The organism is Glaciihabitans tibetensis (assembly GCF_003003265.1).
In the GTDB taxonomy this organism is placed as follows: Bacteria; Actinomycetota; Actinomycetes; order Actinomycetales; family Microbacteriaceae; genus Glaciihabitans; species Glaciihabitans tibetensis.
In genome coordinates this window covers 226,353-252,860 of record NZ_PVTL01000002.1, presented here as the reverse complement: position 1 = coordinate 252,860, position 26,508 = coordinate 226,353, and the positions used below count along the sequence as shown (strand labels likewise).

The following is a 26,508-nucleotide window of genomic DNA, read 5'->3' as shown; positions in this document are numbered from 1 at the left end:
CCGTTCCTTTCGCTCGTGTTCGCGCAGCGGTGCGCTAACTCCTGCTTCCGTGGTCCGACTCGTAGAACCCATTCACATCGACGTAGTCGGTGGTGTCCGCGTCGTCACTGGCCTGCGGACGGGGGCTGCTGTGGAAGGCCGTACGGCGAGCAAGATCCGACACGGTCGCCTCGTCTTCGATCTCGGTGGCCTCTGCGTCGCCTTCCCGCTCGAGCGGAACCACAACGAGCTGGCTGGCCGGGCCGATGAGCAGCTGCGCCCTACCGATCTCTCCGGAGGGAAGCGAGATCGGTATGTCTATCGTGTCCGATGCTTCGCGCGACGACAGTTTTTCGGCGTACGCCACGATGGCCTCTGCCAACCGGTCTCCGGTGACAACTGACCCACTTGAGTAAAAGATCCGCTTCATTCTTCCAGTGTTGCGCCCCAGATTTTCCCGTCAACCCCTCACCGCTCCCGAGCCCGCTTGCTGCGGATACCCACTGTCAGTCCGCATGCGCCTCGAGAAAGGCATAGAGCTCCTGGTCGTCGACGCCGGGGAAAGTGCCGGACGGCAGCGGCGACAAGATGTGGGCGTGCAGCTTGGCGCTGGACCACGCCTTTCCCGACCAGCGAGTCGCGAGGTCGCCGGAGGGTCGACGGCAGCACGTTTCGTCGGGGCACCGCGACAACTCGCGATTGATGGTCTCACGACCGCGGAACCACTTCGCCTGTGCGAACGGTACCCCGATCGTGATGGAGAACTCGTCGTCTCCCGATGATCCGGTCTGCGTCGATTCGAAGAACGTACCCTCCGGGGTGTCGGTGTACTGGTAGTACTCCGTGGTGCGATTAGTGCGGGTGAGGGCCACCCGTGCACTCCAGCGCCGGCATACCAGCTGTCCCTCGGTCGAGCCCGTGACATCCACCGGCAATCGGAGTCCATCGTTTTCGTAGGCCTTTGATACGCCGCCGGCGCCGCCGACCCGAAGGAAATGAATCTCCATGTCAAGGTGGGACGTCGCGAGGTTGGTCAACCGCAGTGCCGCTGCCTCGTGCGTGACCCCGAACGCATCACGGAAGTCCTCCACCGCGATATTGCGGCTCGCCTTCGCCTCACGCAGGAAGTTCACCGACTGGGTCAGCGGCATCAGGCACGCGGCCGCGAAGTAATTGATCTCGAGGCGTTGCTGGAGAAAGTCAGCGTACGTTGCCGGCTCGTCATGTTCGAGCACGCGGTGGGCCATCGCCTGCAGCGCCATCGAGCGCAGGCCGTGGCCCCCCGGGATCGACGCCGGAGGCAGGTAGATGCGTCCGTTCGCGAGGTCGGTCACGCTCCTGGCGGAGTGGGGCAGGTCGTCGACGTGCACGAGGTCGAAGCCCAGCTGCTCGGCCATCCGGCTCACGGACCGGTGGGTGAGCGCGCCTACAGAGTGACCCACCCCGCGCACGAGATCTTCGGCAACCCGCTCAATATCGGGCAGGTAATTGCCGACCACGCGCATCCGCTGTCGGAGAAGCGTATTGCCCCGCCGCGCCTCCTCCGGGGTGGCGATCGCCTCGCTCGCCCTCCGCGCCAGTTCGCGGTGCAAACCAACCAGTGCCCGCAACGCATCGTCGGTGAGACTCCGCGCCGGGCGAAGCACGGGCAGGCCGAGTGATGCGTATATCGAGCTGCGCTGCATCGAGGTGAGCTCGATCTCGAGTCGAGCCCGCTCATTCGGCGCCGAAGCTTCGAGCAGGTCTGCCAGCCGCACGCCCAGAGTGTCGGCAATGGCGGTAAGCAGACTCAGCCGCGGCTCGCGGCGGCCGTTCTCCATCAGGGATAACTGGCTGCCCGCGATGCCCACGGCGGATCCCAGCTGGTCGAGCGTGAGGCCGCGACCGACGCGAAAGTGTCTGATGCGCTGGCCGAGCGTGGCGAGATCCTGCATGGTTTGACAATAGCGAAAGAATCGCTGTTCTTAACATGGCCTTGCCGCTATTTTCTCGCAGAATTGCTTCCAGAATAGATGAAACAGAGATTTTGCGACAGTCAAGTGTCACCGGAGCGAGGAGACATCACGATGGCCAGCACCGCACTGCCCACTCCCGAGCAGCCAAGAACCAGCGCGCCCGTGACGGAAACGTCCCGCGAGGCCGCACCGCCTTCCGTACGCGCTTGGGTCGACGAGATCGCGGCGCTGACCACTCCCGACCGCATCGTGTGGTGCACGGGCAGCGAGGACGAACGTCAGCGACTCCTCGATGAAATGGTGCTGGCCGGCACCCTCATCGCCCTCGATCCTGCACTGCGGCCCGGCAGCTACCTAGCGCGCAGCGACCCCGACGACGTCGCCAGGGTCGAGGACCGCACCTTCATCTGCTCGCGAACCGCCGATGAGGCCGGTCCCACCAACAACTGGGTCGACCCCGAGCAGATGCGCAGCCGCCTCCGCGACGTGTTCGCGGGTTCGATGCGCGGACGGACCATGTACGTCGTGCCCTTTTCCATGGGCCCGATCGGCTCGCCACTGGCGAAGTTCGGGGTTCAAATCACGGACTCCCCGTACGTGGTGGTGAGCATGGGCGTGATGACGCGGATGGGCACCACCGCGCTCGAGCGCATTACCGAGGCGGCCGGGTGGGTTCCCGCCGTGCACTCGGTCGGCGCCCCGTTGGTTGAGGGAGCGGTGGATGTTCCGTGGCCGTGCAATGCCACAAAATACATTTCCCACTTTCCTGAAACCCGGGAAATCTGGTCGTTTGGCTCCGCCTACGGTGGCAATGCCCTGCTGGCTAAGAAAGCGTTCGCGCTGCGTATCGCATCGGTCATCGCCCGGGACGAGGGTTGGCTGGCGGAGCATATGCTCATCCTCAAGGTCACTAACCCCCGCGGGCGTGTCTTTCACGCGGTGGCAGCGTTCCCCTCGGCCTGCGGCAAAACCAATCTGGCCATGCTGCGGCCCACTATCCCCGGGTGGACCGTTGAGACCATCGGCGACGATATCGCCTGGCTTGCCGAAGACGCGGACGGGCGCCTTCGCGCGATCAATCCCGAGGCCGGGTTCTTTGGTGTTGCCCCGGACACGAGCCGTTCGACAAACGAGACTGCCATCGAAACGCTGTGGGGAAACACAATCTTCACCAATGTCGCCCTCGACGACAACAACGATGTCTGGTGGGAGGGGATGACAGACACTGTGCCCGATCATCTCCTCGACTGGCGCGGCGCGGACTGGACACCGTCTTCCTCGACGCCAGCAGCGCATCCGAACTCACGTTTTACCGTGGCAGCAGCCCAGTGCCCGTCCATCGCGGACGACTGGGATGACCCACGCGGCGTCGTCATCGACGCGATAATCTTCGGCGGTCGCCGCGCGACCAACGTGCCGCTCGTGGTGGAGGCACGGGATTGGGAGCACGGTGTCTACCTGGGCGCCACGATTTCATCCGAGCGGACGGCGGCCGCCGAAGGCACCCTGGGCGAGCTTCGGCGCGACCCCTTTGCTATGGTGCCGTTCTGTGGGTACAACATGGCCGACTACTGGGCGCACTGGCTTGCGGTTGGCGAGTCCCTCCAGGCGAGGGGGACGGCGCCGCGCATCTTTCAGGTGAACTGGTTCCGCAAGGGAGAGAACGGTCGGTTCCTCTGGCCCGGTTTTGGGGAGAACTCCCGAGTACTCGCATGGATTCTCGACCGAGTGGACGGGACTGCCTCCGCGGTGGACTCACCGCTTGGACTAATGCCGGCTCCGGGCGCATTGAATCTCGACGGCCTGTCCCTGACGGAGGGGGCGCGCGAGTCGTTGTTCGAGGTAGACAGAGCCTCCTGGATCGCCGAAGTGGATTCCACCGAGCTTTTCCTTGAGGGCTTCGGCTCCCGAGTGCCAGCGCAACTCACCGATCAGCTGGGTGAACTGCGGTCGCGGCTGCTGGGGTAGTCTCGCCCCAACGTTTTGCGCCCGTCCGTCGTCTATAGGGGTAGAGACAAAAGGAGGGTCATCTGTGTCCAGCACCGCAGCAGCTTCCGCGCCCCGATGGGAGCAGGTGGTCGAACGCCTGGTTGCCGAGCGCGGTGACGCTCTCATCCGTTACGCCTACTTTGTCTCGGGAAACCAGGAGGACGCGTCGGACCTGGTGCAAGATGCGCTCGTCAAGACCTTTGGGCGGCTTCGGAACGGTTTCACCGTGGCGAGCGCGGAGGCGTACGTTCGGAGGTCGATCCTGAACGCGTACGTAGATCAGGGCAGGCGGACCACCCGCTGGCGCCGGATTGCCCACCTCCAGGTGACCCCGGAGGCCGAGGACTCGGCTAGCGAGTCCACCGACTCGCGCATCGACCTGCACGAGGAGCTTCAGAAACTCACGCCCCGCGAGCGGGCGTGCCTCGTGCTGCGGTACTACGACGACCTCAAAATCGACGACATCGCGGAGACCCTTCAGCTCAGCCCCGGCACGGTGAAGCGCTACCTCAGCGACGGGCTGTCGAAGATGGCCACCCGGTTGTCCACGGGCCTCTCCCCCGAGCACCCCACCCTCACGCGAGGAGCAGAAAATGTCTACTGATCCGAACCTCCCTGACCGGGATTTCCCGAACGCGAGCCTTCCCGATCTGTTCCGCGAGGCGGACTCGCGAGCGACCAGCGTCCTGGACGCCCAGCACATCATCCGCCTCAGCAAGCGCCGCCGGCTGCCAGGAAGAATTGCGGTGGGTTCGGTGGTTTCCCTCGCGGTGATCGGCGTCGGCGTGGCGGGCGTGAACGGTCTCAACGCCCTCTCCCCGGGCACGACGGCGATCTCCGGCTCGGCCGAATCGTTCGAGTCCGCTGACGCTCCGGCTGCTGACTCTCCGACGTCCGACTCCGACTCCGGCTCCGGCGCTGCCGGGTCCCCCGACACTGACGCCTCCGCAGGCTCTGAGGTACCCTCCGCCGGCGGCTTCGGCGAGCAGACGATCCTGGGTGCCCCGGCCAACAAGCTGAACCTGTGCGGAGGCACGGTCGCCGAGGTGGCGCCGAGCGAGAGTGGGCTCGAGCTGAGCGTCGAGTTTCCCGACGCCAGCGTGGGCAGCGCGAGCGTCTCCGGAACCGCCACCCTCACCAACACTGGCGACGACCCGGTGTCCGGCTACGCGTCGCCCACCCCCGCAATCACCCTGTCCCAGGATGGCGTGGTGATCTGGCACAGCAATGGCCCCACCATCATGTCGATCGCCGACATCAACCTCGCCCCGGGAGAGTCGATGGTGTTTGCCGCAAGCTTCACACCCTCGGTGTGTGCTGTGGAGGATGACCTCGGCGAGAGCTTCCGTGAGACTCTGCCCGTGGCATCCGCTGGGCAATATCAGGTATCGGCTGCCCTCGACGTATCGGGCGACCTCGGAACCGAGTTGGTGACCGGTCCGGCGTCGACCGTCACGCTGCGGTAAGCAACCATCACGCTGCGGTCCGCAAGGGTGCGGTCAGCGGCTGTGGATCCGAGGTGCGTAGGGGTTTCGGTGCGGGATTCCCCGCAATTGTGCAGTTGCCCCTCTGGTGAAAGCTCAGCATGCTGTGGGAGGCTGAGGCTATGTCAAAGCAGTCGATACTCGGTCGTATTACTCAGCTCGCGAAAGCGAACATCAACGCTCTCCTCGATCAGGCTGAGGATCCGCAACTGATGCTCGACCAGATGGTTCGGGACTACACCAACAGCATCGCTGAGGCGGAAAGCGCGGTCGCCCAGACGATCGGCAACCTGCGCCTCACCGAGCAGGACTACCGCGAAGATGTCGACGCCGCGAACGACTGGGGGCGCAAGGCGCTGGCCGCGAGCGGCAAGGCAGACGAGCTGCGCGCAGCGGGCAATGCGGTCGACGCCGACAAGTTCGACAACCTTGCCAAGATCGCCCTCGTCCGCCAGCTGTCGAGCGAGAACGAGGCGAAGGCCGCCCAGCCGACGATCGCCTCGCAGACCCAGGTGGTTGAGCAATTGAAGAAGGGCCTCGACGCGATGCGCGGCAAGCTCAGCGAGCTGACCGCCAAGCGGGACGAACTCACCGCCCGTTCCAAGACCGCCGCGGCGCAGCAGCAGGTGCACGACGCGCTCAAGAGCATTGACCTGCTCGACCCGACCAGCGAGATCAGCCGTTTCGAGGACAAGATCCGGCGCGAAGAAGCCAAGGTGCTCGGCCAGCAGGAGCTTCAGGCATCCAGCCTCGACGCGCAATTCGAAGGGCTCGAAGACCTGGGCCGTGAGGGCGAGGTCGAAGCACGTCTCGCCGCTCTCAAGGCCGGCGGCACCACGGCCATCACTTCCGGAAGCTAGGCGAGCCGGCAGCACTCAGCTGCCTCCCAGTGTGAGCGGGGCCGGGAACAAAAATGTTCCTCACCCCGTTCACTCCCCCATGACACACATCGGATTTATCGGTTCAGGACACATCGGCAGCCAGCTCGCACGCCTCGCGGTCGCGGGCGGCCACACCGTCACCATGAGCAACTCCCGCGGGCCCGAGACCCTCACCGAACTCGTCGCGGAACTCGGCGCAAACGCCACCGCCGGCACCGTACGCGATGCCGCCGCCAACGGTGAGATCGTTGTGGTGACCGTCCCCCTCGCGGGCATCCCCAGTGTTCCCGCCGACCTGCTCGCCGGCAAGGTCGTCATCGACACCAACAACTACTACTTCGAGCGTGATGGTCATATCGAATCCCTCGACTCCGCCTCGACCACGGTTTCGCAGCTGCTTCAGGATCACCTGCCACAGTCGAGCGTGGTTAAAGCATTTAACAACATCACCTTCGGCGACCTGACCGCCGACGCCACACCGGCGGGAACACCCAACCGGCGAGCGCTGCCGATCGCCGGCGAGTCCGCTGAGGCGAAGGCCACCGTCGCCAGCCTGATCAATGGGTTCGGTTTCGACGTGCTCGACGCCGGCTCGCTCGCAGACAGCTGGCGCTTCGAGCGGGACATGCCCTCCTACGGCGTGCGCACGAACCTCGACGAGCTGGTGGAGGCCCTGGCTGCGGCTGAGCGCACGGCACGACCTGCCGCGTAGTCATGGCGCAGTGTGCCCGCAGAAGGAGCGCTGCGTGGCACACTGAGTAGCGTGACTGTCACCTTTATGGTCGTCCCCCAATGGCAGGGTTCCGGCTCGTCCCGCGCGATGCGCCTGGTGGAGGGTGCGCGGTCGATCCAGACCGACCTCCCCACCTCCCGCACCCGCGCGATCGAGATTCCCCTCGAGGCAGGCGACGACCAAGGCTCCGGCGTGGCGCGCCTCAGCTCGCTGCAGATCGTGCGGGACAACCAACTGCACGAGTTGCGGCAGATCTCCTCCGTCGACCCGGACGCGTGGGCGCTCACCATCGGCGGAGACTGCGCGGTCGAACTCGCCGCCGTTACGCACGTGCTCTCGGTCGAGGCGGATGTCGCTGTGCTTTGGTTTGACGCCCATGGCGACCTCCACACACCCGAGACATCCCCGTCCGGCGCCTTCCACGGAATGGTGGTGCGCACCCTGCTGGGCGAGGGAAACCCGACCCTGCTGCCGGAAACAGCGCTGCCGCCAGACCGTCTGGTCATGGTGGGAACCCGCGCGCTCGACGATGCCGAGGCCGCGTTTGTCGACAGCGCGGGGATCACCGTGCTGCCGCCCGACGCGAGCCCGCAATCGCTGCTCGACGCGGTCGCGGCGTCGGGCGCGACATCCGTCTACATCCACATCGACCTCGACGTGCTCGACCCCGCCGAGATCTCCGGCGTCGGTTTTCCCGAACCGTTTGGCATCACCGCCGTCGCACTCGTCGAGCTGATCACCGCGGCCAAGCAGCGCTTCCGGCTGGTAGGTGCGGGAATAACGGAGTTTGCTCCCGCAGACGCCGGGCAGATCCTCGACGACCAGCCCACCATCCTCCGCCTGATCGGTGCGCTGACGCGCGACGCCTCCTAGGCTGAGGCCCATGACAAAAGCACGGGTCACTGTCGACCGCGACGGCCACGTTCTGCTCATCGGGCTCGACCGGGTCGACAAACGCAACGCCGCCGATCTGCAACTGCTCGAGGAGCTCGCCCTCGCCTACGGCCTCCTCGACCGCGACCCCGAACTGCGCTGCGGCTTCGTCTACGCGCACGGGGACCATTTCACCGGCGGCCTCGACCTCGCCGACGTTGCCCCGCGCATCACCGACTCCGGGCTCGACATCGTCCCAGAGGGCGGCATCAATCCGTGGCAGGTGTCGGGCACCCAGCTGACGAAGCCCGTGGTGATCGCCGTGCAGGGCACCTGCCTGACCCTCGGCATCGAGCTCATCCTGGCGAGCGACATCGCCGTGGCCGCCGCAAACACGTCGTTCGGGCAGGTCGAGGTGTCCCGCGGCATCCTCCCCTTCGGCGGGGCGACCCTGCGTTTTCCCCGCGCGGTCGGCTGGGGCAACGCCATGCGGTGGATCCTCACCGGTGAGCGGTTCGACGCGGCGGAGGCGCTGCGGATCGGGCTCGTTCAGGAGGTTGTCGCCGCGGGCCAGCAGTACGAACGCGGACTTGCGCTTGCCCACCGGGTCGCCGAGCAGGCTCCGCTCGCTGTTCAGGCCGCGCTTGCCAACGCCCGGCTTGCCGTGCGTGAGGGGGATGCCGCGGCGGAGGCCACGCTGCAACCCGAACTCGTGCGGCTCGCCCGCAGCCGCGACGCCGCGATCGGCATGGAGGCGTTCGCGCGCCGCACTGGCGCCCACTTCGTCGGTCGCTAGGCCGTTCCGCTTAGGCTGGGAACTCGAGTAATTGCCGCGACCACCAGGAACGAGCACCCACGCGATGACGAACCCCACCGACGAGCAGTACGACGTCATTGTGATCGGCGCCGGGGCGGTGGGTGAGAACGTCGCCGACCGCACCACCCAGGGCGGCCTCAAAACCCTGATCGTCGAGAGCGAACTGGTCGGCGGCGAGTGCTCCTACTGGGCCTGCATGCCCTCCAAGGCGCTCCTGCGCAGCGGCATCGCGCTGCGTGCAGCCCAGAACGTCGCCGGCTCCGCCGAAGCGGTGACCGGCCGCCTCGATGTCGCCGCGACCCTCGCCCGCCGCGACAGCTTCACCCACGACTGGGACGACAGCAGTCAGGTCGACTGGCTCGATGGCGCCGGCATCGACCTGGTGCGCGGTCACGCGGTCATCACCGGTGAGCGGGAGGTGACCGTGGGTGATCGCGTGTTCACCGCGCGGTACGCCGTCGTGGTCAGCACCGGTTCGGCAGCGACCCTGCCCCCGATCCCCGGGCTCGCCGACGTGAACCCGTGGACCAGCCACGACGCCACCAGCGCAAAGACCATTCCCGCCAGCCTCGCCATCCTCGGCGGCGGCGTTGTCGCGGCCGAGATCGCTACGGCGTATGCATCCTTCGGTTGTGCGGTGACGATGATCGTTCGCGGTGAGGTACTCGACACCCAGGAGCCCTTCGCCGGCGAGCTCGTCACCGAGGCTCTCACTAAGCTCGGGGCGGTCGTCAAGACCCACGTGGGCCTCGAATCCGCCGCCCGCGCCTCGGGGTCGGTCGTGCTCACCCTCAGCGATGGCAGCACCGTGACCGCGGATGAGATCCTCGTCGCGACCGGGCGACAGGCACGCACCGCCGACCTCGGTCTCGACAACATCGGCCTCACCCCGGGTGACTGGCTCGAGACCGACGACACCCTTCGGGTCACCGGATTCGACTGGCTGTACGCGGCCGGCGACGTCAACCACCGCGCCCTGCTGACCCACCAGGGAAAGTACCAGGCGCGCGCCGTCGGAGATGTGATCGCCGCCCGCGCGAAGGGCGCACCGGTCGACGACCAGCCGTGGGGCACCCACGTCGCAACGGCAGACCACCGCGCGGTGCCACAGGTCACCTTCACCGACCCGGAGGTGGCATCGGTGGGCCTCACCGCCGCCGCAGCCGCGAAGGCCGGCTACACCATCCGCGTTGTGGACTACGACCTCGGGTCGATCGCGGGCGCAAGCCTGCAGGCAGACGGCTACTCCGGCAAGGCCCGCATGGTGGTCGATGAAGAGCGCTCCGTGGTGCTCGGCGTCACGTTCGTCGGCCAGGACGTCAGCGAGATGCTGCAGGCCGCGACGGTGGCCGTGGTCGGCGAGGTTCCCCTCGCCCGCCTGTGGCACGCGGTGCCCGCCTACCCGACGATGAACGAGATCTGGCTGCGTCTGCTCGAGACCTACGGCCGCCCGTAGCCCGCGAGCCCGTCAGCGTGGCCCGTCAGCGTGGCCCGTCGTCGGGGCACGTCAGCGGGGCATCTCAGCGGGGCACCAGCAGGGACTCGTAGACCCCGGTGAGCGAAGCCGCCGCCGTCGCCCAGGTGAAGCCTTCCGCGTGGGTGCGGGCGGTGGCGCCGAGCGCGAGCAGCCCTTCGGCGTTGCCCAGCAGGTCGGAGATCGTGCGCGCCCAGGTCTCGGGGTCTCGGGTGTCGACGAGCACTCCGGAGCGGCCCTCGGAGACGGACTCGGTGAGCCCGGTACTGCGATAGCCGACCACCGGGGTTCCGCTGGCGGCCGATTCGAGCGCGACCAGTCCGAAGGTCTCGGTGTGCGAGGGGATGAGGGTGAGGGATGCCGCGGCGAACAGGTCTGCGAGATCCTCACGGTCGAGCGACCCCACCAGACGCACCCCCTCGCCCACCCCGAGCGTGCGCGCGAGCGTGAGCAGCGAGTCGCCGTAGCCCTCCGCGCCGCTCGTCGGCTCTCCGGCGAACACGAGCACGGGCGCCCACCCCCGCAGGTTGTGGTGGGCGTGGATGGCACCGAGCACCCGCACCGCCAGCTCCTGCGCCTTGAGCGGCTGGATCCGTCCGGCCACCACGAGGATCGGGCGGTCGGGTTCGAGCCCGAACCGGCGGCGCAGCTCCGCCGAGTTTCGCGCGCGCCTCGGCGTGAACAACGCGGTGTCGACTCCCGGAGGGATGACCCACAGCTTGTCGGCGGGGGCCCGTACGTCGTCGATGAGCGAGTCGACCTCGGCCGATGACCCGGCGATCACCGCGTCTGCTTCGGTCGCCAGGAATGCCTCGGAGTACACCCGACGGTCGGGCTCAGCGACATCCCCCTCGGCCAGCGCCGCATTTTTCATCGCGGCGAGTGTGTGAAAGCTCTGCACGAATGGCAGCCCCAACTCGAGCGCAACCGGCAGCGTGGCAAGGCCGCTGAGCCAGTAGTGGGCGTGCAGGAGGTTGTAGCGCGGAGCACTCCGTCCGACCAGGGTGGCCACCGCTTCGCCGAAGTCGTCGGTCAACGCGGCCAGCTCGCCCTTTGCGACCTCGCTGAACGGGCCGGCGGCGAGGGTGCGCAGCGTCACACCGGGGCCGAGCTCCACCACCTCGGGGCGGCGCTCCGCCCGGGTCAGCAGGTCGACGGCGATCCCCCGCTGCGCCAGGGCCTGGGCGAGTCCGAGCAGCACGACGTTCATGCCCCCGGAATCTCCCCGGCCGGGTCGGGCGTCTGGCGAGGTGTGCATCGAAATCATCGCCACCGTCTGAAGTGCGGTCATGCGCCCACTGTATTCTGCGCTGATGGCAACCTCTCGACGACCAGCGCGGATGCAGCGTTACGCCGGGTCCCTGGAACGAGCGACCCGCGCGATTCCGGCGGCTCGCTGGGTGCTGATGAACCCGGTCGTCGCGATCCCCGGGTACTGGTTTGCCACCGCTGTGGGCTACACGTGGGGTGCGATGCTGGGCAGGGCCCTGCCCAGAAAGGCGGGAGGGGTGTTCGTCGCGCGCGGCCTCCCGGCCTGGGCGTATGGGCGGGGAGGAACCACGATCGGTGCCGTCTATCTGACCGGCACGACCGTTTCTGAGGCGGTCCTCCGCCACGAAGCGGTGCACCGGGCGCAATGGCGTCGTTATGGTGTGGCATTCATCCCCCTCTATGTTGCGGCGGGGCCCATCGCCCAGCAGAACCGCTTCGAACGTGAGGCAGGCCTGCGCGACGGCGGCTACCGAGAGGACGAGAACCATTAGCACCATAGTGATCACCGGAGCGAGCTCCGGCATTGGGCGGGTCGCAGCGATGCAACTGGCGGAGCGAGGCTGGGATGTTGCCGTCGTGGGGCGGAACCCGGGGCGTACGCGGGATGTCGCGGCGGCGGTGTCCGGCACGGCCTTTGTCGCGGACTACAACTCCCTTGCGGAGGTGCGGGCCCTGGCGACGGCCCTGCTGGAGCGCTACCCTCGCATCGATGTGCTCGCCAATAACGCCGGTGGTTTGGTCGGGCGGCGGGGCCGATCGGTCGATGGCCACGAGCAGACGCTCCAGCACAATCACCTCGCGCCCTTCCTGCTGACGAACCTGCTGCTCCCCCGGCTGGTTGCCAGCGACGCTCGCGTGGTCAACACCGCGAGTCTGGCCAACCGCGGCGGCACCATCCGGTTGGACAATCTGGACGGCACCGGGCGTGCGTACCTGGGCGGATTCCCGGCGTACTGCAACGCCAAGCTCGCCACCGTGTTGTTCACTCGCGAGCTCGCGAAACGATCGCCCGTGACGGCGTACTCGTTTCATCCCGGCTTCGTCTCCACCTCGTTCGGGCACAACTCCGCTTTTGTCCGCTGGGGCCTGTCGCTGCTCGCCTCCCGCCAGATCTCGGCGGAACAGGGCGCCCAACCGCTCGTGCAGCTGGCATCGGTCGACTCGCTCGGGGCGGCAAGCGGCACCTACTTCGACGGTTTGTACCCCAACGGGGCGACCGCGCGAAGAGCGCAGGACGACAATCTGGCCGCACAACTGTGGGACACCACGGCACGGCTGGTCGGCCTGACGGACGGCTAGTTTTCTGACTTGCCCAGGCGCCAGTACCCCATGAAGGCGACGTCCGAGCGGTGCAGGCCGCTGTCGCGCACGAGGAAGCGGCGAAGCTCCTTGATGCAGCCGGCCTCGCCCGCGATCCAGGCGTAGAGGTCGTGGGTGCCATTGGCGTCGGGCACTTCCCAGAGCAGGTCGGTGTCGACATTGATCTCGGCGAGTTCGTCATCGGCAAGGTCGTCGTCGGCAAGGTCGTCGTCGGCAAGGTCGTCAGCGGCTAGTTCGTCGGCGGCACGTTCGTCAGCGGCAAGGTCGTCAGCGGCGGCAACGCCGGCGGTCGGGGCCGGCACCGAAACGGGGGCACTGACCGCACTCGCTGCTGCGCGTCCGGTGGGCATCATCTCGGACACCCAGGCGCGCACGGCACGGTCGAGTACCGCCCCACGCTCAAGCCCCGGGCGAGCGTCGCGGGCCAGCCAGCATACGGTGACGCCACCGGGGCTCGCGACGGGAAGAATATCGGCGGTCGTGGGTACCTCGATAAAAACCTGACCGCGTGCCTTTTTCGGGAGTGACTCGAGGATGCTGCAGATCGCGGGCGCAGCGGTTTCGTCGCCCGCGAGGAGCACTCGGCTCGCGGTGCCGGGGGCGAACTCTGCTCCGGCCACCCGGCGGGAGTCTTCGGGATGCCGCGTACGCGCGTCCGGGCCGATCACGAATATCTCGTCGCCGACCGCGGCGCCGAGCACCCACCGCGTGGCCGGACCGGTGCGACCGTGCACGACGAAGTCCACATCAATCTCGCCGAGCTCCGGGCGGACCGTGCGCGCGGTGTAGGTGCGCAGCACCGGGCGGGCCGTCTCGGGAATGTCCCGCCAGGCCGCGTACCAGTCGTTTGTCTCGCGCGGGAACAGGTCGAGGCCACCTTCAGCGTTCGGAAGCACCAGCTTGATCCGCTGGTCGAGGCCGAGAACGAGGAAGTGAGCGAGTTCATCGGAGCGGAAGGTCACGCGAAGGAACGAAGCACCCAGTTGACGCACGTTGGCGACAACCACCGCGAACGCCGAGTATGCCACGGGCGCGTACTCAACGGCGGGAGCCGGAGCCGACGTGGTGACTGTGTTCTTCGCGGTAGACATTCACCCAAGTATGGCATGCCTTACCTAAGTACGCGAGAGCGGAGACCGGGATGGGGAATATGCTCAGCACGGCGCACTCGCGCACAGCAGCTTCGCCTCGCAGCTCCGCGCACCCAGAAGGGACCCGATGTCGCACCGACATCTCGCCGTCAGTACCAGCCTCGTTCTCCTCCTTGCGCTGAGCGGCTGCGCGTCCGCGGCTCCAGGCGACGCACCAGCAGAGGCAACCACCTCGGCCGCGCCGACGGAAGCCCCCGCGACGGCCACGCCGTCCAGCGTTCCGTCGGCGGCACCCAGCATTGATCCCGCCGACTACACCTGCGAGACGATTCTCCCGGCGGCGACGCTCGCGGTGTTTGCCGAGCAGGAGGCCGACGGCTTTGTGCTCCAGGCCGACTTTGTCGAGCGGTCCCGCAACTTTGGCAGCGACCTGGTGTACTTCGTCGACTTCGGCGGGATCCTCTGCCAGTGGGGCTACCCGAGCGGCGCGGAACCGGTGAATTACGGATTCTCCGCGCTGACCGCCGACCAGAAAGCCGAGCGCATGGCGCGACTGACCGAGGGCGGATTCGTGGCGGAAGAGACCGACCGTGGAACCCGTCTGGTGAACGCCGACCCGGCATCCTTCCCCGACACCTACCTGTTCACCGACGGCTACTGGTTCTACGGATCAGACTCCGACGTCCTCGAGATCCTCGTGACGAACGTCCCGGTCTCGTAGCCCAGCGTTCGGTCGCTACCACTGGGGCGGGTGTCGACGGTGCCAGGCCAGTCGGCGTTCCAGCTGGGCGCCCACGGCCAACAGAACGTGCTCGCCCCCGGGACGACCGATCAGTTGCACACCCATTGGCAGCCCCTCTGCCGTCTGCGCAACCGGGAGGGTGATCGCGGGCAGACCCGACACGTTCACGAACGAGGTAAACGGGGTGTAGCGCACCTGCTGGGCGAAGTTCTCCTCCGGGTCATCCGCGCTGTACCAGCCCACCGGCCGCGGTGTCATCGCCAGTGCCGGTGTCAGGACCGCATCAAAACTTCGAAACTGGCGGATGACACTGCGCTCGTACAGGGTGAGGGCGAGCAACGCCTCGCCCAGTTCACGCCCACTGAGCGCCCGCCCCCGCTCCACGAGCCAGCGCGTCAGCGGCTCCAACTGCTCGAGCTCGCGTCCTTCTGCGGGGATGCTCGCGGCGCTGGCCTGCCAGACGGTGCGAAAGGCGGGACCGTAGCTCGGGTCGGCTTCCAGCGCGAACTCCTCCAGGCCGTGCCCGATGGCGGCAAGCTCCCGCGTGGCCACCTCGAGCGCGTCGCGTGCCTCCGCCGAGATCTTGATCGCGTAGGCGTCGTCCCAGGGTGAGGTCGTCATCACGCCGATCTGGAATCGACCTTCCCCGCGCGTGGCGGCGTTCATCAGCGCGCCCCCGTCCCAGCGCGGCGAACGCACCGCGAACGGGTAGTCGGAGCCGTCGACCATGGCGTCCAGCAGCATCGCGGCATCCGCCACCGTCCGCGCGAGCGGGCCGACCGTGACCAGACCCGCGAGTTTGTCGATCCCGCTTCCCGACGGAACGAGGCCACGGCTCGGTTTCAGACCGACAAGTCCTGCTGCCGCCGCCGGAATCCTGATGGAGCCGCCGCCGTCCGAACCCGGGGCGAACGGGAGAAGCCCTGCCGCCACGGCGACTGCCGCTCCCCCGCTGCTTCCTCCGGCACCGCGGGTGACGTCCCACGGGGTGCGGGCGGGCGGGGAGACGAGAGACTCCGTGTAGCTCGACAGCCCGAACTCCGGGGCGTTCGTCTTACCCAGGCTGATTCCGCCGGCCGCATCCAGCACGTCGACGATCTCGTCCGAGTCCTCCGGCACGAAGTCCTCGAACAGGCGTGAGCCGAATGTGGTGCGCACACCCGCACGCCGGCTCAGGTCCTTGTCACCGAACGGCAGGCCCCAGAGCGGTGAGATCCGCGACGGGTGTGCCTCGAGGTGACGGGCTCGACGACGGGCAGGCTCGGCTGTCACCGTCGTGAAGGCGCCCAGCTGCGGGTTCAACCTGTCGATGCGGGCGAGGTAGTGCTCGGTGAGCTCGCCGGGGGTGATCTCGCCCCGCTGCAGCCAGTCCCATTGTTCCTGCGCGGTGAGGTGATGAAGCTCGAACACTATTTGAGGGACTTCTGCATGAGCACGGTGCCGAGCCAGCGGTCGAACTTGAAGCCCACCCGACCCATGTGGCCGATGTCCTTGAACCCGAAGTTCTTGTGCATCTGGATCGACGCGTCCGCACCTTTGTCCGCGATGACCGCGATGATCTCCTTGATGCCCGCCGCCTTCGACCGCGTGATCAGCTCCTGCATCAACGCTTTACCGAGTCCCTTTCCGGTGGATGCCGGCCCGAGGTAGATCGAGTTCTCGACGGTGAACCGGTACGCGGCCTTCTCCTTCCACGGATACACGTAGGCGTAGCCGAGGATGAGGCCACGGGGACTGACCGCGACGATGTAGGGCATGCCCAGCTTCTGCGCCTTCGCGAACTTGCGGCGCAACTCGGTCAGGGTGATTGCTTTTTCGTCGAAGGTAACGGTGGAGTTGCGCACGTAGTGGTTGTAGATCTCGCGGATATGCGGGAGGTCCTGCGGCTCCGCCGCCCGGATGGTGTACTCGAAGACGGGGGCGGGCTCAGCCGCCGGCCGCAGGTGCGCGGGCAGGCTCCGCCGCGGCTGGTATTCCTCTTCGAGCATGGGGTCTGGAGCCTTTCGCCAGCGTGGTCACTTCGCGCTTCAGTGTATCGACCAGTCCACCGGCGCTGCCCCTTGGTCACGCAGCATCGCGTTGGCCCGGCTGAACGGTGCAGACCCGAAGAACCCGCGACGGGCCGACAGCGGGCTCGGGTGTGCGGAGGTGATCGTGGGCGTGTCGCCCAGCAGAGGTCGGAGCGAAGCGGCATCCCGCCCCCACAAAATCGCGACCAGCGGACGGGGCCGCGCAACGAGTGCGCCGATCGCTGCCTCGGTGACCGCCTCCCAGCCCTTACCGCGGTGAGACCCGGCCACTCCGGCTCGTACCGTCAGCACCCGGTTGAGCAGCAGAACGCCCTGCTCGGCCCAGGAAGTGAGATCGCCGTGCACCGGCACGTCGACCCCCATGTCGTCCGCGAGCTCCCGATAAATATTCGCCAGGCTCCTCGGCACCGGACGCACCGACCGGTCGACGGCAAACGACAGCCCGATGGGGTGCCCGGGCGTGGGGTAGGGATCCTGCCCGACGATGAGCACCCGGACGGCGTCGAGCGGTTGTTGGAACACCCGCAACACGTGGGGGGCGGCGGGAAGGTATTGGTGGCCGGCGTCGACTTCCGTGCGGAGGAACTCCCCCACCGTGGCGAGGCTGCCCGACACCGGCGCAAGCGCGCGAGCCCAGCTCGGATCGATCCCGCTGTCAGACAACAGCCCGGTCTGCGGTGCCATCGCTCAGCTGCCGAGGGTCGAAACGAGCACGCCCTCGGTGGAGTTGGTCACCCGCCACACGCTACCCAGCCCCTCGACCCGGAGCGTTCCATCGCCGACTATCAGCACCGTTTCCTCATCGATGGCCACCCCGCCATCCACCAGTTCCGCCTCGGTTGACGCGATCAGACGCGCGAGAGTGCCCCACTGCGCGGCGTGCACATCGATCGCCAGATCGACCAGGCCGAGACCGGCGACGACGGTGACTTCGTCCAGTTCCTCACCGGTCTCTTCCGCGCAGACCGGCACCTCGCCGATCAGCCATCCTCCGATGATCGCGGCGTCTGCGGCAATGGCGGCTCCGGCGGAGTATCCGAGGTACGGAAGGCCATCGGAAACCAGCAGCCGGATCTCGTCGACAAGACCGGTGACGGCTTCGAGGTACGCAGGGGTAAGACCACCACCGATGAGCAGCCCATCGATATCGGACAGCAGGTCCGAGGTCGCCTCCGAGCCATCGGAAATGACGGTGATGACCGGCGAGCAGGACGCAATGCTCAACAACATCGAACGGTAGCGATCGCTTTGCTCGCGGCCACTCGCTTCGTCGTCTGCGAGCAGAAGAACGCCGATACGCGGGATGACGCGTGCCGCGCCTGCCGCGCGGGAGCCAGCTTCCACGACGAAATGACGAAACAGGTCTTCCGACCATCCCCCGCCGACCAAGTGAATGCTCATCTACTCCCTCTCCGACGTGCGTGCGGTTCTAGTCCTCAACGGTAACCGGGGGAAGAGACGACCAGGGGAACGCGATCCATCGCGATGTGCGACGCCAGGTGAAGTCCGGCTCCTTCACCGTTCCCGGCTTGGTGTACAGGCACACGCTGCGCACGTCAGCGCCGGCAGCGCCCAGCAGGTCGACGACCATCGCCAGCGTGCGCCCGGAGTCGGACACGTCGTCGACCAGCAGCACGCGTTTTCCCGCGAGCGACGGCTCGTCGAGCATGGGGGGAAGCATGATGGGCGCGGGAAGACGCTCGTTCACGCCCGAGTAGAACTCGACGTTGAGGGCACCACAGCTCTTGATATCGAGTGCGTAGGCAATCGCACCGGCGAGCAGCAGTCCTCCGCGGGCGATCGCGATGACCACCTCCGGGTCGAAATCGCTGTGCGCCACATCGCGGGCGAGGTGGCGGGCGGCCTCACCGAACTCCAACCATCCGAGCACCTCTTTCTCGATAGCGGTGTCGTCGGTCGTCTCGTCGATTGTGCTTCCCATGGTCCAACGGTACCGGCCATTGTGGCCGCGCCGATCCACACGGTCGGCCAGTGACGCTAGAGCTTTACCGCCAGCGCGCCGCGCGCCACCTTGTGCGCTGCGGCCTGCGCCACGGGCTTCACAATGACGAGATCAACGTTCACGTGTGCCGGCAGCTCAATGCTGTGCACAATCGTCTCGGCGACGTCGTCGGCGAGCAGCGGGTTGGCCACTCCCTCGTAGACCGCATCGGCCCGGTCCTGGTCGCCGCCGAAGCGCACCAGCGAGAACTCTTCCGTTTTGACCATGCCCGGCGCGACCTCGATCACCCGGATCGGTTCACCCGCAAGTTCCAGGCGCAGCACGGAGACCAGCGCGTGGGCGGCGAACTTCGCGGCGTTGTATCCGCCACCACCCTCGTAAGCGACGTGGCCGGCGGTCGAGGTCACGGTCACGATGGCGGCACCATCGTCGTTGGCGTCGTCGGCGGCCGAGGCACGCAGCAGGGGCAGTAGCGCACTGGTGACCCGCTTCACAGCGAGCACATTGATCTCAAACATCCATCGCCAGTCCTCGTCCGAACCGGCCTCGACGGAAGCCAGGCCCACGGCACCACCGGCATTGTTCACCAACGCGTGCACGCCGCCAGAAGCCGCAAGATAGTCGCGGAGGGCATCAACGTCCGCCTGGCTGGTCAGATCGGCGGCAAAGACTTCCGCGCCCGTCTCCGCGGCGAGCTGTTCGAGGCGATCAGCGCGACGCGCCACCCCCACAACGTCCCACCCGCGGGAACGGAACAGGGCAACGGTCGCCGCTCCGATTCCCGAGCTCGCACCGGTCACAACCACACGTTTATTCCCCATGGGACAACCGTAGTGTCCCTCCGACTAGGCTTTTGCCAATGGCATCCACCGCTCCCCTGGCCCCCGCATCCGCGACCGCGCCGGCCGCCCCGGAGAAGAAACGTGTGCCCTTCTGGGACAACGCCCGTTTCGCCTGCATCACCCTCGTCGTCATCGGGCATGGCATCCAGCGCCTCACCGCCGACTCCAATAACGCGTACGTTCTCTACCTGTTCATCTACGCCTTCCACATGCCGGCGTTTGCGATCGTCAGTGGCTACTTCTCGAAGGCCGACCCGCCCGGCCGCCACCAGATGCGCAAGGTAATCACCGACATCCTGTTGCCCTACGCGATCATGGAGATCATCTGGACCGGCGTGCAGTATTTGGTCGAGGGAAAGACCGGATTCAACCCGTCTCAGCCGTCCTGGACGCTGTGGTTCCTCCTGGCGCTCGGGATATTCCGCCTCATCCTGCCCTACCTCGTCCTGCTGCGTTTTCCGCTGCTCTGGGCGGTGATCTTTTCCATTGCCGTCGGGTACTTCAGCAACGTTGACAGCACCTTTTCGCTGTCCCGCACCATCGGCATCCTCCCCTTCTTTGTGCTCGGATGGAAAGCACGGCAGTGGGGCATCGTCGACCGCTGGCGCGTCGTCGAAAAGCAGACCTGGCCCATCCGCGGCGCCGCGATCGGCGTTCTCGCGGCGTGGCTGGCCACCGTGTGGGTCTTTGTCGAACAACTGCGCACGTTCGAGCTGCACCGCTGGTTTTTCTACGACGACTCCTACACGGGCCTCGGCGGCACCGCGTGGTGGGCCGGCGCGGTGAGGCTCGGCCTCATCCTCCTCACGACGGTGCTGAGCGCCGCCTTCTTCGTCCTGATTCCGCGGTCGGCAACCTGGATGACCGCCTTCGGCCAATCAACGATGTACGTCTACCTGCTGCACAGTTTTGTGCTCTATCCGTTACGGGAAACCGGAGTGCTGAAGGGCGAACACTCCTCGCTCATGTGGCTTCTGAGCATGGTGCTCGCCAGCGTCGCGATCTCGATCGCCCTCTCCAGCCCCCTGGTGCGGAGGATCTTCCATCCGCTGGTCGAACCGAAAGCCGACTGGTTGTTCGCCCGCCGGGGTGTCGACGATCCGGCCCCACGACAGTCACGTCGCGACCCGACCGGCTCGCGACGGGACTGATCCGGGCAGCACACCGGCACGTCCGGGCCCGCGGGCGGTGATGCCTCTTTGGGAGGTCGTTACGTTCTGTGTCTGGTGCCGTTGCCGAAATGTGTCGCGCTTCCTAGGCTCGGTGGCGAGCGGACATCCGATCCGCTCCACAAACGCGCAGGGAGAACCCACGATGAGCGACTGGAAGTTCGAAACCAAGCAGGTCCACGCTGGCGCAGCACCAGACCCCGTCACGAAGGCCCGTGCAACGCCGATCTACAAAACCACCTCGTACGTGTTCGACAGTGCCGACCACGCGAAGAACCTCTTCGCTCTCGCGGAGTTCGGCAACATCTACACCCGCATCCAGAATCCGACCCAGGCCGTGGTCGAAGAGCGCGTCGCCGCCCTCGAGGGAGGCACCGCAGCCCTCCTCGTTGCATCCGGGCAGGCCGCAGAAACCATCGCGGTCCTGAATCTCGCCAAAGCCGGCGACCACATCGTCTCGTCGTCCTCCATCTACGGCGGCACCTACAACCTGTTCAAGTACACGCTCGCCAAACTGGGCATCGAGACGACCTTCGTCGAGGACCAGGACGATGCCGCCGCCTGGGCCGCGGCGGTGCGCCCCAACACCAAGCTGTTCTACGCCGAGACCGTCGGCAACCCGAAGATCAACATTCTCGACATTCGACTCGTAGCCGACGTTGCCCACGACAACGGCATCCCCCTCATCGTCGACAACACCATCGCGACCCCGTACCTGATCCGTCCGTTTGAATTCGGCGCGGACATCGTGGTGCACTCCGCCACCAAATACCTCGGCGGGCACGGCACGGTCATCGGTGGCGTCATTGTGGACGGCGGCACCTTCGCGTGGTCGAAAAACGTCGAAAAGTTTCCCGAGCTGACCGAGCCCGACCCGAGCTATCACGGGGTGAGCTACACCGGCGCGGTGGGTGACGGCATCGCCTTCATCATCAAGGCCCGGGTGCAATTGCTGCGCGACCTCGGTTCGGCCATCTCACCGGACAGCGCGTTCTCGCTGATTCAGGGCATCGAGACGCTGAGCCTGCGCATCGAACGCCATGTCGCGAATGCCCAGGCCGTGGCGGAGTGGCTGGAGGGCCACGAAGATATTGCGTCCGTCAACTACTCCGGCCTGCCGTCCAGTCCCTGGTATGCCGCGGCGAACAGGTACGCGCCGAACGGAGTTGGCGGCGTGCTGTCCTTCGAGCTCAAGGGTGGGGTCGATGCGGGCCGCGCGCTCGTCAACAACGTGACGCTGTTCAGCCACGTCGCCAACATCGGCGACGTGCGCAGCCTCATCATCCATCCCGCATCCACCACGCACTCGCAGCTCACCCCGGAGCAGCAGCTCACCTCGGGTGTCACGCCGGGGCTCGTTCGCCTGTCGATCGGCATCGAGAACATCGACGACATCATCGCCGATCTGAGTACGGGATTCGCTGCGGCGCGTGCGGCGAGCGCCGCGTCGGCCCGAGCCTGACGGCGGGTATGGACTGGCAGACTTCCGAAGACACGGTTCCCTCGGCGTTCATCACCGAGGCGAACGCTCGCGCGCTCATCGGCAAACCACCGGCTACGGGTGCATGGCGCGTGGGCGATCCGCCGGGCAATCGCCGTTTCGTCTCGGTCGGCGACCTCCCGCTCGAACGGGGCGGATCGCTTCCCGGGGTACGAATCTCGTACGAGAGCTTCGGTGAGCTGAACGCCGATCGGTCGAACGCGATCCTCGTCCTGCACGCTCTAACCGGCGACAGCCACCTGAGCGGTCCTCCCGGCCCGGGGCATCCCACTGCTGGGTGGTGGGGCGGCGTTGTCGGACCCGGCCTGGCGATCGACACCAACCGCTGGTTCGTTGTTGCCCCGAACATGATCGGAGGCTGCCAGGGCAGCACCGGCCCCTCCAGCCTCTCTCCGACCGGAACCGAATGGGGTGCGCGGTTTCCGTACATCACGATTCGCGACCAGGTCAGCGCCCAGGCGGCGTTCTCCGACCGGATCGGCATCACACGCTGGGCCGCGGTCATCGGCGGGTCGATGGGCGGGATGCACACGCTCGAGTGGGCCGTCGAGTTCCCGGATCGCGTGGAGCGCATCGCTGTGCTCGCAGCCCCCGAGATCAGCGACGCCGACCAGATCGCCCTCAACTCTGTGCAAATCGACATCCTGCGAATGGACCCGGCCTTCGCTGACGGCGACTACTACGATGCGCCCGAGGGCGAAGGCCCTCACCGCGGCCTCGCTCTGGCCAGGCGAATGGCGTTGCTCAGCTATCGCTCCCCCGGCGAGCTCAACGAACGCTTTCACCGAACCTGGCAAAGCGGTGTCACCCCGCTGGGCGGCGGAGGTCGCTACGCCGTCGAGAGCTACCTGGACTTTCACGGCAACAAGTTCACTCGACGATTCGACGCGAACAGCTACATCACCCTCGCCGAGGCGATGAGCTCGCACGACATCGGTCGGGACCGGGGCGGGGTAGCCGCTGCCCTTGCTCGAGTGACGGCGCGTGCGCTTGTTCTCGCGATCGACAGCGACAGGCTCTTCCCGGAGGAGCACCAGCACATCATCGCGGCGTCCCTGCCGAGCACTATCGATGGCGGTGCGGCGACGGTAATTGGCTCCGCGTTTGGGCACGACGGGTTCCTCATTGAGGAAGAACTTGTGGGATCACATATTAGGCGTCTTCTCGACACCTGACAAGTAGACAAGCGAGGCTCTGTCACCTTTGGTATGCTGATCGGAGGGGGAAACCATGGCTCCACCGAATGCCCAAGAAGTAACTGCCGCCTTGATACGGGTGGCGATCGTTGACGACCACCAGCTCGTCCTCGACGGACTCACAGCGCGCCTTAACGCACCCGACACCGGCATCACCGTCGTCGCGAGCGAGACGACCTGGGGTGGCCTCATCACAAACCCCGAATTTCCCCCCGAGGTGGTCGTACTTGACCTCAGGCTCGAGGACGGCATTCCCGTCGGAACCAAGATCCGCGCACTCACGGCGATCGGCTCGGTCACCGTGGTGATCAGCAGGCACTCCGACACGGCGTCAATCACGACAGCCCTTCACGCGGGAGCGCTCGGGTTCGTGGCGAAGACAGAATCCGTCGACGAGCTCGTCAGCGCGATCCGCTCCGCAGCCGTGCACCAGCAGCACCTCTCCGCGCCGATGCAGGCTGCCCTGGCCGAGTACAACGCCACACCCGATCCCGGTCTTGGCCGACAGGAACTTCGCGCCCTCGTGCTCTACGCGGGAGGACGCTCCATCAAGGAAGTCGCCTACGACATGGAGACAACCGAGGAGACCGTGAAGTCCTATATCAAGCGCGGCAGGCGCAAGTACCGTGAGGTCGGCGTCGACGTGGGCACGCGCATCCTGCTGCGACGCCACGGCATCCGGGAGGGCTGGCTCAGCCCGGAGTAGCTCGCGCTGGCGCTCTTCGCGCGGACAGCGGCGGCCGCCGAGATCAAAGCGATACTGCGGCGGGCGGTTTAATCTGCCAGCATTCACCTGACATGGATCTCATCTTCAAGGAACGCGATCGACTGCTGCGCCGCACCGCTCGCCTGATCGGCCTCATCGGCACCGCGGTGTCTGTGGTGAGCCTCAGCCTCGCGCCCGTCGTTCCGCCCGGGGTCCTGCTCGAGTTTGCACCGTTCCTCGCGAGCCTCGTGATCGCCCTCGTCATGGTGGGTCGCAGCGAAGCGCGCCGTTGGATCGCGCTCGGGCTGGTCGCCGGCAGCGCGACGCTCGTGATCGCCAGCATCGCCGCCAATGGCCCGCTCGCGGGCTCCCTTGGTGACCTGCGTCAGGCCGTTGTGCCGTTGGCCGCGGTCGCTCTTGCGAGCTTCGCCCTCGCCGTGCCCGCAACGATCGCCTGGCTTGTGGTGATGACCGCCGTCGCCGGTGCCAGCCTCGCCCTCGTGCAGAGCAGCGGCCCGCCCCAGGGATTCGCCAACACCATCTCACTCTCCGTCCTTCTGGGCTGGGCCCTGATCGTGGTGATCCGGTCGTGGCTCCGCGCCAGTATGCCGCGGGCAGCACGACGGATCCACAGCATCGGCAAGGCCCATCGGGTCGAACGTCTCGCCAGCGAAACCGAGGCGCAGCGGCGCCAGTCGGCGCGGCTGCTGCACGACACCGTCCTGGCGACCCTGACGCTGCTGGCGCACTCGGGGGTCGGCGTCGCTCCCGCCGCGCTGCAGCAGCAGGCCGCGGACGACGCGCGCCTGCTTCGCCAGCTCCGGCTGGGAGCCACCCCCACCCCCCAGTCTTCCGGCGTCTACAACCTCGAGCAGGTCGAAGAGTTCGTGCTGGGCACAACCCTGGAGTCGGTGAAGCAGCGGTTCGGTCGAATGGGGTTGGAGGTGACCTGGCACGGCACGGGCCAGGTCCTGCTCCCAAGCGATGTACTCGACGCGTTCCTGCTTGCCCTGGCTGAGTGTCTGGAGAACGTCCGTCGGCATTCCGGGGTGCGGCGGGCCGACGTCACCATCACCGATGACGCGACGACGGTGCGCGCGCTCGTCACCGACGCCGGCGTCGGCTTCGAGCTGGTGCACGTGGACGAGGACAAGCTGGGTTTCAAGGAGTCAGTTGTCGCACGCCTGCGCGAGGTCGGCGGCAACGCGCGGCTGTTCTCCAGCGCGGGTGCCGGCACGACGGTCGTGCTGGAGGTGCCCAAGTGAGCCCGCGCCACCGTGATCGGCAGCCCTGGACCGCAGGTCACCGCACGCCGGACGCCGTCCTCCAGGCGAACGAACGCGGATCCAGCCTTGGGGCCGCACACCTCGGCACGGGCACCGCAGTGCTCGCCTCCGTACAGGTGTTGTACGGCCTGATCCTGTTTGCGACGCACTGGAGCACCTACCCCACAACAGCGCCGATCCTGGCCGCCTGGCTGATCTACCTCGCGGGCTTCGGCGCGGCGGTGATTACCCTGGCCACGGTCGGCGGGCGCCTCCCGGGATGGAGCTACGCCATCTACCTCGCGTTGCTCGCTGCGGTCGTCGCGCTGGACTTCGTCGCCATCTGGCCGATGCACAATATCGGGGCCTACGCGTCAGTCTCAGTGTCCGCGGGGTTCGGCCTGCTGCTGCTGCTGACCTTGATCAACGCGCGCGTGCTGCTGGTCGCCACGGGCGCGCTGGCCGTGGCGTTCGTGGTGGCCATCCTGGCGAATACCCCGTTGAACGGGGACACCGTGCCGATCCAGCTCGGCACGCTCACGATTGCCGTTCTGCCCGCCGTGGTGGGCGTGTTCACCCTCCGCGGGTTTCGACGAATGGTCCAGGTCGAGCTCGACCGTGTCCTGGTGCAGAGCACGGTGTCCGCACCTCGATTTGCGGTCGGGATGCTGGCATCCGAAGAACTGGCACGACTCGACCTCGCCGCGGAGGAACTGCTCGATGATGTGGCGGTCGGCCGGGTCATCCTGCCCCTGACGCCGGACACGGCCTCGCTGGCCGCAACCCTCGCGACCGAGCTGCGGCTCCATCTCATCGAGGGCCGCAGGGAGACCTGGCTGTACCACGCGGTAACCGAATCCGAAACGCTCGGAAAGGCCGTGACCCTGATCGATCGGGGCAGCCTCGCGGGCCTGCTCGACGACACCCAACGCGACGGCCTGTTGTCTGCGGTCTGGCTCCTGGTGACCGACGGAGTGAAGACGAACAGCTTTCGCACCCTGCAAATCGCGATTGGTCCGGTGGCGACTACTTCTGAGCCTCGCTCAGGAAATAGACTGATAGTGCCGATTGTCGTGACCACCATTGGAGTCCCGCGCAATCGCGTAGATCCAACAACGTGGGAATCCATCAGAAAGATCGGTCGCTACCGCGACTCCGTTCAAAACTCGAGCCTCCGACTCGATATTGTGTGTGTGGTTGAAAACCCGGTCGACCGATGAACGCCC

The 26,508-nt window shown here is 66.8% G+C and carries 27 protein-coding genes; 17 read left to right on the top strand and 10 right to left on the bottom strand.

The window, feature by feature from the left end; translation table 11 throughout:
• Nucleotides 1–34: 34 nt before the first annotated feature.
• Together B0I08_RS04970 and B0I08_RS04965 are read right to left on the bottom strand one after the other, a co-directional pair.
• Entirely contained in the window at nt 35–409 is a 375-nt protein-coding gene (locus B0I08_RS04970) for a hypothetical protein (RefSeq protein ID WP_106210435.1), read from the bottom strand.
• 76 nt (nt 410–485) lie between these two features.
• Nucleotides 486–1,913 (bottom strand): XRE family transcriptional regulator, encoded by a 1,428-nt coding sequence (locus tag B0I08_RS04965; RefSeq protein ID WP_106210433.1) that lies wholly within the window; start codon nt 1,911–1,913, stop codon nt 486–488.
• 132 nt (nt 1,914–2,045) lie between these two features.
• Between B0I08_RS04965 and B0I08_RS04960 the strand changes: the two genes are divergently transcribed.
• The 8 genes from B0I08_RS04960 (at nt 2,046) to B0I08_RS04925 (ending at nt 10,167) form a co-directional block, all read left to right on the top strand.
• Nucleotides 2,046–3,902, top strand: a complete 1,857-nt coding sequence (locus B0I08_RS04960) for a phosphoenolpyruvate carboxykinase (GTP) (RefSeq protein WP_106210431.1) — start codon at nt 2,046–2,048, stop codon at nt 3,900–3,902.
• Between the two features lie 64 nt (nt 3,903–3,966).
• On the top strand, nt 3,967–4,527 hold the full coding sequence (locus B0I08_RS04955) for an RNA polymerase sigma factor (RefSeq protein ID WP_106210429.1): 561 nt from the start codon (nt 3,967–3,969) through the stop codon (nt 4,525–4,527).
• A complete protein-coding gene (locus tag B0I08_RS04950; RefSeq protein ID WP_106210427.1) occupies nt 4,517–5,389 on the top strand; it encodes a hypothetical protein in 873 nt (290 codons plus the stop codon). The genes B0I08_RS04955 and B0I08_RS04950 overlap by 11 nt, the downstream gene beginning before the upstream one ends.
• A 140-nt stretch (nt 5,390–5,529) precedes the next feature.
• A complete protein-coding gene (locus B0I08_RS04945; RefSeq protein WP_106210819.1) occupies nt 5,530–6,267 on the top strand; it encodes a PspA/IM30 family protein in 738 nt (245 codons plus the stop codon).
• Nucleotides 6,268–6,346: 79 nt separating this feature from the next.
• The gene (locus B0I08_RS04940) at nt 6,347–7,000 is read left to right on the top strand and encodes an NADPH-dependent F420 reductase (protein ID WP_106210425.1); all 654 of its coding nucleotides are present in this window, start codon (nt 6,347–6,349) and stop codon (nt 6,998–7,000) included.
• A 51-nt stretch (nt 7,001–7,051) separates the two neighbouring features.
• Nucleotides 7,052–7,894, top strand: coding sequence for an arginase family protein (locus B0I08_RS04935; protein WP_181243227.1), 843 nt, complete (start codon nt 7,052–7,054; stop codon nt 7,892–7,894).
• 10 nt (nt 7,895–7,904) lie between these two features.
• Complete coding sequence (locus B0I08_RS04930) at nt 7,905–8,690, top strand: crotonase/enoyl-CoA hydratase family protein (RefSeq protein ID WP_106210421.1); 786 nt, start codon at nt 7,905–7,907, stop codon at nt 8,688–8,690.
• 64 nt (nt 8,691–8,754) lie between these two features.
• Nucleotides 8,755–10,167, top strand: a complete 1,413-nt coding sequence (locus B0I08_RS04925) for a dihydrolipoyl dehydrogenase family protein (protein ID WP_106210419.1) — start codon at nt 8,755–8,757, stop codon at nt 10,165–10,167.
• Nucleotides 10,168–10,231: 64 nt separating this feature from the next.
• Here the strand turns inward: B0I08_RS04925 and B0I08_RS04920 are convergent, their stop codons facing one another.
• Nucleotides 10,232–11,476 carry a glycosyltransferase gene (locus B0I08_RS04920; RefSeq protein WP_106210417.1) on the bottom strand — a complete coding sequence of 415 codons (1,245 nt, stop codon included), beginning with the start codon at nt 11,474–11,476 and terminating at the stop codon, nt 10,232–10,234.
• A 22-nt stretch (nt 11,477–11,498) separates the two neighbouring features.
• Here B0I08_RS04920 and B0I08_RS04915 point away from each other — a divergent pair, with 22 nt between their 5' ends.
• Entirely contained in the window at nt 11,499–11,948 is a 450-nt protein-coding gene (locus tag B0I08_RS04915) for a hypothetical protein (RefSeq protein WP_245884555.1), read from the top strand.
• Nucleotides 11,949–11,955: 7 nt separating this feature from the next.
• Nucleotides 11,956–12,756 carry an SDR family NAD(P)-dependent oxidoreductase gene (locus B0I08_RS04910; RefSeq protein WP_245884553.1) on the top strand — a complete coding sequence of 267 codons (801 nt, stop codon included), beginning with the start codon at nt 11,956–11,958 and terminating at the stop codon, nt 12,754–12,756.
• Here the strand turns inward: B0I08_RS04910 and B0I08_RS04905 are convergent.
• Complete coding sequence (locus B0I08_RS04905) at nt 12,753–13,868, bottom strand: siderophore-interacting protein (protein WP_106210411.1); 1,116 nt, start codon at nt 13,866–13,868, stop codon at nt 12,753–12,755. The two genes, B0I08_RS04910 and B0I08_RS04905, sit on opposite strands and share 4 nt — an antisense overlap.
• Before the next feature lie 127 nt (nt 13,869–13,995).
• On the opposite strand from B0I08_RS04905, the gene B0I08_RS04900 reads away from it, so the two are divergent.
• On the top strand, nt 13,996–14,589 hold the full coding sequence (locus tag B0I08_RS04900) for a hypothetical protein (protein ID WP_106210409.1): 594 nt from the start codon (nt 13,996–13,998) through the stop codon (nt 14,587–14,589).
• A 15-nt stretch (nt 14,590–14,604) separates the two neighbouring features.
• Here the strand turns inward: B0I08_RS04900 and B0I08_RS04895 are convergent, their stop codons facing one another.
• Genes B0I08_RS04895 through B0I08_RS04870 form a run of 6 tightly spaced genes read right to left on the bottom strand, consistent with a single transcriptional unit; the run spans nt 14,605 to nt 19,424 of the window.
• Complete coding sequence (locus B0I08_RS04895) at nt 14,605–16,020, bottom strand: amidase (protein ID WP_106210407.1); 1,416 nt, start codon at nt 16,018–16,020, stop codon at nt 14,605–14,607.
• The gene (locus tag B0I08_RS04890; protein WP_106210405.1) at nt 16,020–16,598 is read right to left on the bottom strand and encodes a GNAT family N-acetyltransferase; all 579 of its coding nucleotides are present in this window, start codon (nt 16,596–16,598) and stop codon (nt 16,020–16,022) included. The genes B0I08_RS04895 and B0I08_RS04890 overlap by 1 nt, the downstream gene beginning before the upstream one ends.
• A gap of 39 nt (nt 16,599–16,637) precedes the next feature.
• Entirely contained in the window at nt 16,638–17,324 is a 687-nt protein-coding gene (locus B0I08_RS04885; RefSeq protein WP_106210403.1) for a uracil-DNA glycosylase, read from the bottom strand.
• Between the two features lie 3 nt (nt 17,325–17,327).
• Nucleotides 17,328–18,041, bottom strand: coding sequence for a Type 1 glutamine amidotransferase-like domain-containing protein (locus B0I08_RS04880; protein ID WP_106210401.1), 714 nt, complete (start codon nt 18,039–18,041; stop codon nt 17,328–17,330).
• Between the two features lie 28 nt (nt 18,042–18,069).
• Nucleotides 18,070–18,582, bottom strand: coding sequence for a phosphoribosyltransferase (locus tag B0I08_RS04875; RefSeq protein ID WP_106210399.1), 513 nt, complete (start codon nt 18,580–18,582; stop codon nt 18,070–18,072).
• A gap of 56 nt (nt 18,583–18,638) precedes the next feature.
• Nucleotides 18,639–19,424, bottom strand: coding sequence for an SDR family NAD(P)-dependent oxidoreductase (locus tag B0I08_RS04870; protein ID WP_181243224.1), 786 nt, complete (start codon nt 19,422–19,424; stop codon nt 18,639–18,641).
• Between the two features lie 38 nt (nt 19,425–19,462).
• Here B0I08_RS04870 and B0I08_RS04865 point away from each other — a divergent pair, with 38 nt between their 5' ends.
• The 6 genes from B0I08_RS04865 (at nt 19,463) to B0I08_RS04840 (ending at nt 26,502) form a co-directional block, all read left to right on the top strand.
• Nucleotides 19,463–20,596, top strand: a complete 1,134-nt coding sequence (locus B0I08_RS04865) for an acyltransferase family protein (RefSeq protein ID WP_106210395.1) — start codon at nt 19,463–19,465, stop codon at nt 20,594–20,596.
• Nucleotides 20,597–20,636: 40 nt separating this feature from the next.
• Nucleotides 20,637–22,076, top strand: a complete 1,440-nt coding sequence (locus B0I08_RS04860) for a bifunctional o-acetylhomoserine/o-acetylserine sulfhydrylase (protein ID WP_106210817.1) — start codon at nt 20,637–20,639, stop codon at nt 22,074–22,076.
• An 8-nt stretch (nt 22,077–22,084) separates the two neighbouring features.
• The gene (gene metX, locus B0I08_RS04855) at nt 22,085–23,290 is read left to right on the top strand and encodes a homoserine O-acetyltransferase MetX (RefSeq protein ID WP_106210393.1); all 1,206 of its coding nucleotides are present in this window, start codon (nt 22,085–22,087) and stop codon (nt 23,288–23,290) included.
• Between the two features lie 55 nt (nt 23,291–23,345).
• Nucleotides 23,346–24,017 (top strand): response regulator transcription factor, encoded by a 672-nt coding sequence (locus B0I08_RS04850; RefSeq protein ID WP_106210391.1) that lies wholly within the window; start codon nt 23,346–23,348, stop codon nt 24,015–24,017.
• Between the two features lie 92 nt (nt 24,018–24,109).
• A complete protein-coding gene (locus tag B0I08_RS04845; RefSeq protein ID WP_106210389.1) occupies nt 24,110–25,282 on the top strand; it encodes a sensor histidine kinase in 1,173 nt (390 codons plus the stop codon).
• Complete coding sequence (locus B0I08_RS04840; RefSeq protein ID WP_106210387.1) at nt 25,279–26,502, top strand: hypothetical protein; 1,224 nt, start codon at nt 25,279–25,281, stop codon at nt 26,500–26,502. The genes B0I08_RS04845 and B0I08_RS04840 overlap by 4 nt, the downstream gene beginning before the upstream one ends.
• The last annotated feature ends 6 nt before the right edge of the window (nt 26,503–26,508 follow it).

What these genes read in the sequence shown, in the direction of transcription:
- B0I08_RS04970 (WP_106210435.1), bottom strand. Translation starts at nt 409, where the DNA reads ATGAAGCGGATCTTTTACTCAAGTGGGTCAGTTGTCACCGGAGACCGG.
- B0I08_RS04965 (WP_106210433.1), bottom strand. Translation starts at nt 1,913, where the DNA reads ATGCAGGATCTCGCCACGCTCGGCCAGCGCATCAGACACTTTCGCGTC.
- B0I08_RS04960 (WP_106210431.1), top strand. Translation starts at nt 2,046, where the DNA reads ATGGCCAGCACCGCACTGCCCACTCCCGAGCAGCCAAGAACCAGCGCG.
- B0I08_RS04950 (WP_106210427.1), top strand. Translation starts at nt 4,517, where the DNA reads ATGTCTACTGATCCGAACCTCCCTGACCGGGATTTCCCGAACGCGAGC.
- B0I08_RS04945 (WP_106210819.1), top strand. Translation starts at nt 5,530, where the DNA reads ATGTCAAAGCAGTCGATACTCGGTCGTATTACTCAGCTCGCGAAAGCG.
- B0I08_RS04940 (WP_106210425.1), top strand. Translation starts at nt 6,347, where the DNA reads ATGACACACATCGGATTTATCGGTTCAGGACACATCGGCAGCCAGCTC.
- B0I08_RS04930 (WP_106210421.1), top strand. Translation starts at nt 7,905, where the DNA reads ATGACAAAAGCACGGGTCACTGTCGACCGCGACGGCCACGTTCTGCTC.
- B0I08_RS04925 (WP_106210419.1), top strand. Translation starts at nt 8,755, where the DNA reads ATGACGAACCCCACCGACGAGCAGTACGACGTCATTGTGATCGGCGCC.
- B0I08_RS04920 (WP_106210417.1), bottom strand. Translation starts at nt 11,476, where the DNA reads ATGACCGCACTTCAGACGGTGGCGATGATTTCGATGCACACCTCGCCA.
- B0I08_RS04915 (WP_245884555.1), top strand. Translation starts at nt 11,499, where the DNA reads ATGGCAACCTCTCGACGACCAGCGCGGATGCAGCGTTACGCCGGGTCC.
- B0I08_RS04905 (WP_106210411.1), bottom strand. Translation starts at nt 13,868, where the DNA reads ATGTCTACCGCGAAGAACACAGTCACCACGTCGGCTCCGGCTCCCGCC.
- B0I08_RS04900 (WP_106210409.1), top strand. Translation starts at nt 13,996, where the DNA reads ATGTCGCACCGACATCTCGCCGTCAGTACCAGCCTCGTTCTCCTCCTT.
- B0I08_RS04890 (WP_106210405.1), bottom strand. Translation starts at nt 16,598, where the DNA reads ATGCTCGAAGAGGAATACCAGCCGCGGCGGAGCCTGCCCGCGCACCTG.
- B0I08_RS04885 (WP_106210403.1), bottom strand. Translation starts at nt 17,324, where the DNA reads ATGGCACCGCAGACCGGGCTGTTGTCTGACAGCGGGATCGATCCGAGC.
- B0I08_RS04880 (WP_106210401.1), bottom strand. Translation starts at nt 18,041, where the DNA reads ATGAGCATTCACTTGGTCGGCGGGGGATGGTCGGAAGACCTGTTTCGT.
- B0I08_RS04875 (WP_106210399.1), bottom strand. Translation starts at nt 18,582, where the DNA reads ATGGGAAGCACAATCGACGAGACGACCGACGACACCGCTATCGAGAAA.
- B0I08_RS04870 (WP_181243224.1), bottom strand. Translation starts at nt 19,424, where the DNA reads ATGGGGAATAAACGTGTGGTTGTGACCGGTGCGAGCTCGGGAATCGGA.
- B0I08_RS04865 (WP_106210395.1), top strand. Translation starts at nt 19,463, where the DNA reads ATGGCATCCACCGCTCCCCTGGCCCCCGCATCCGCGACCGCGCCGGCC.
- B0I08_RS04860 (WP_106210817.1), top strand. Translation starts at nt 20,637, where the DNA reads ATGCCTCTTTGGGAGGTCGTTACGTTCTGTGTCTGGTGCCGTTGCCGA.
- metX (WP_106210393.1), top strand. Translation starts at nt 22,085, where the DNA reads ATGGACTGGCAGACTTCCGAAGACACGGTTCCCTCGGCGTTCATCACC.
- B0I08_RS04850 (WP_106210391.1), top strand. Translation starts at nt 23,346, where the DNA reads ATGGCTCCACCGAATGCCCAAGAAGTAACTGCCGCCTTGATACGGGTG.
- B0I08_RS04845 (WP_106210389.1), top strand. Translation starts at nt 24,110, where the DNA reads ATGGATCTCATCTTCAAGGAACGCGATCGACTGCTGCGCCGCACCGCT.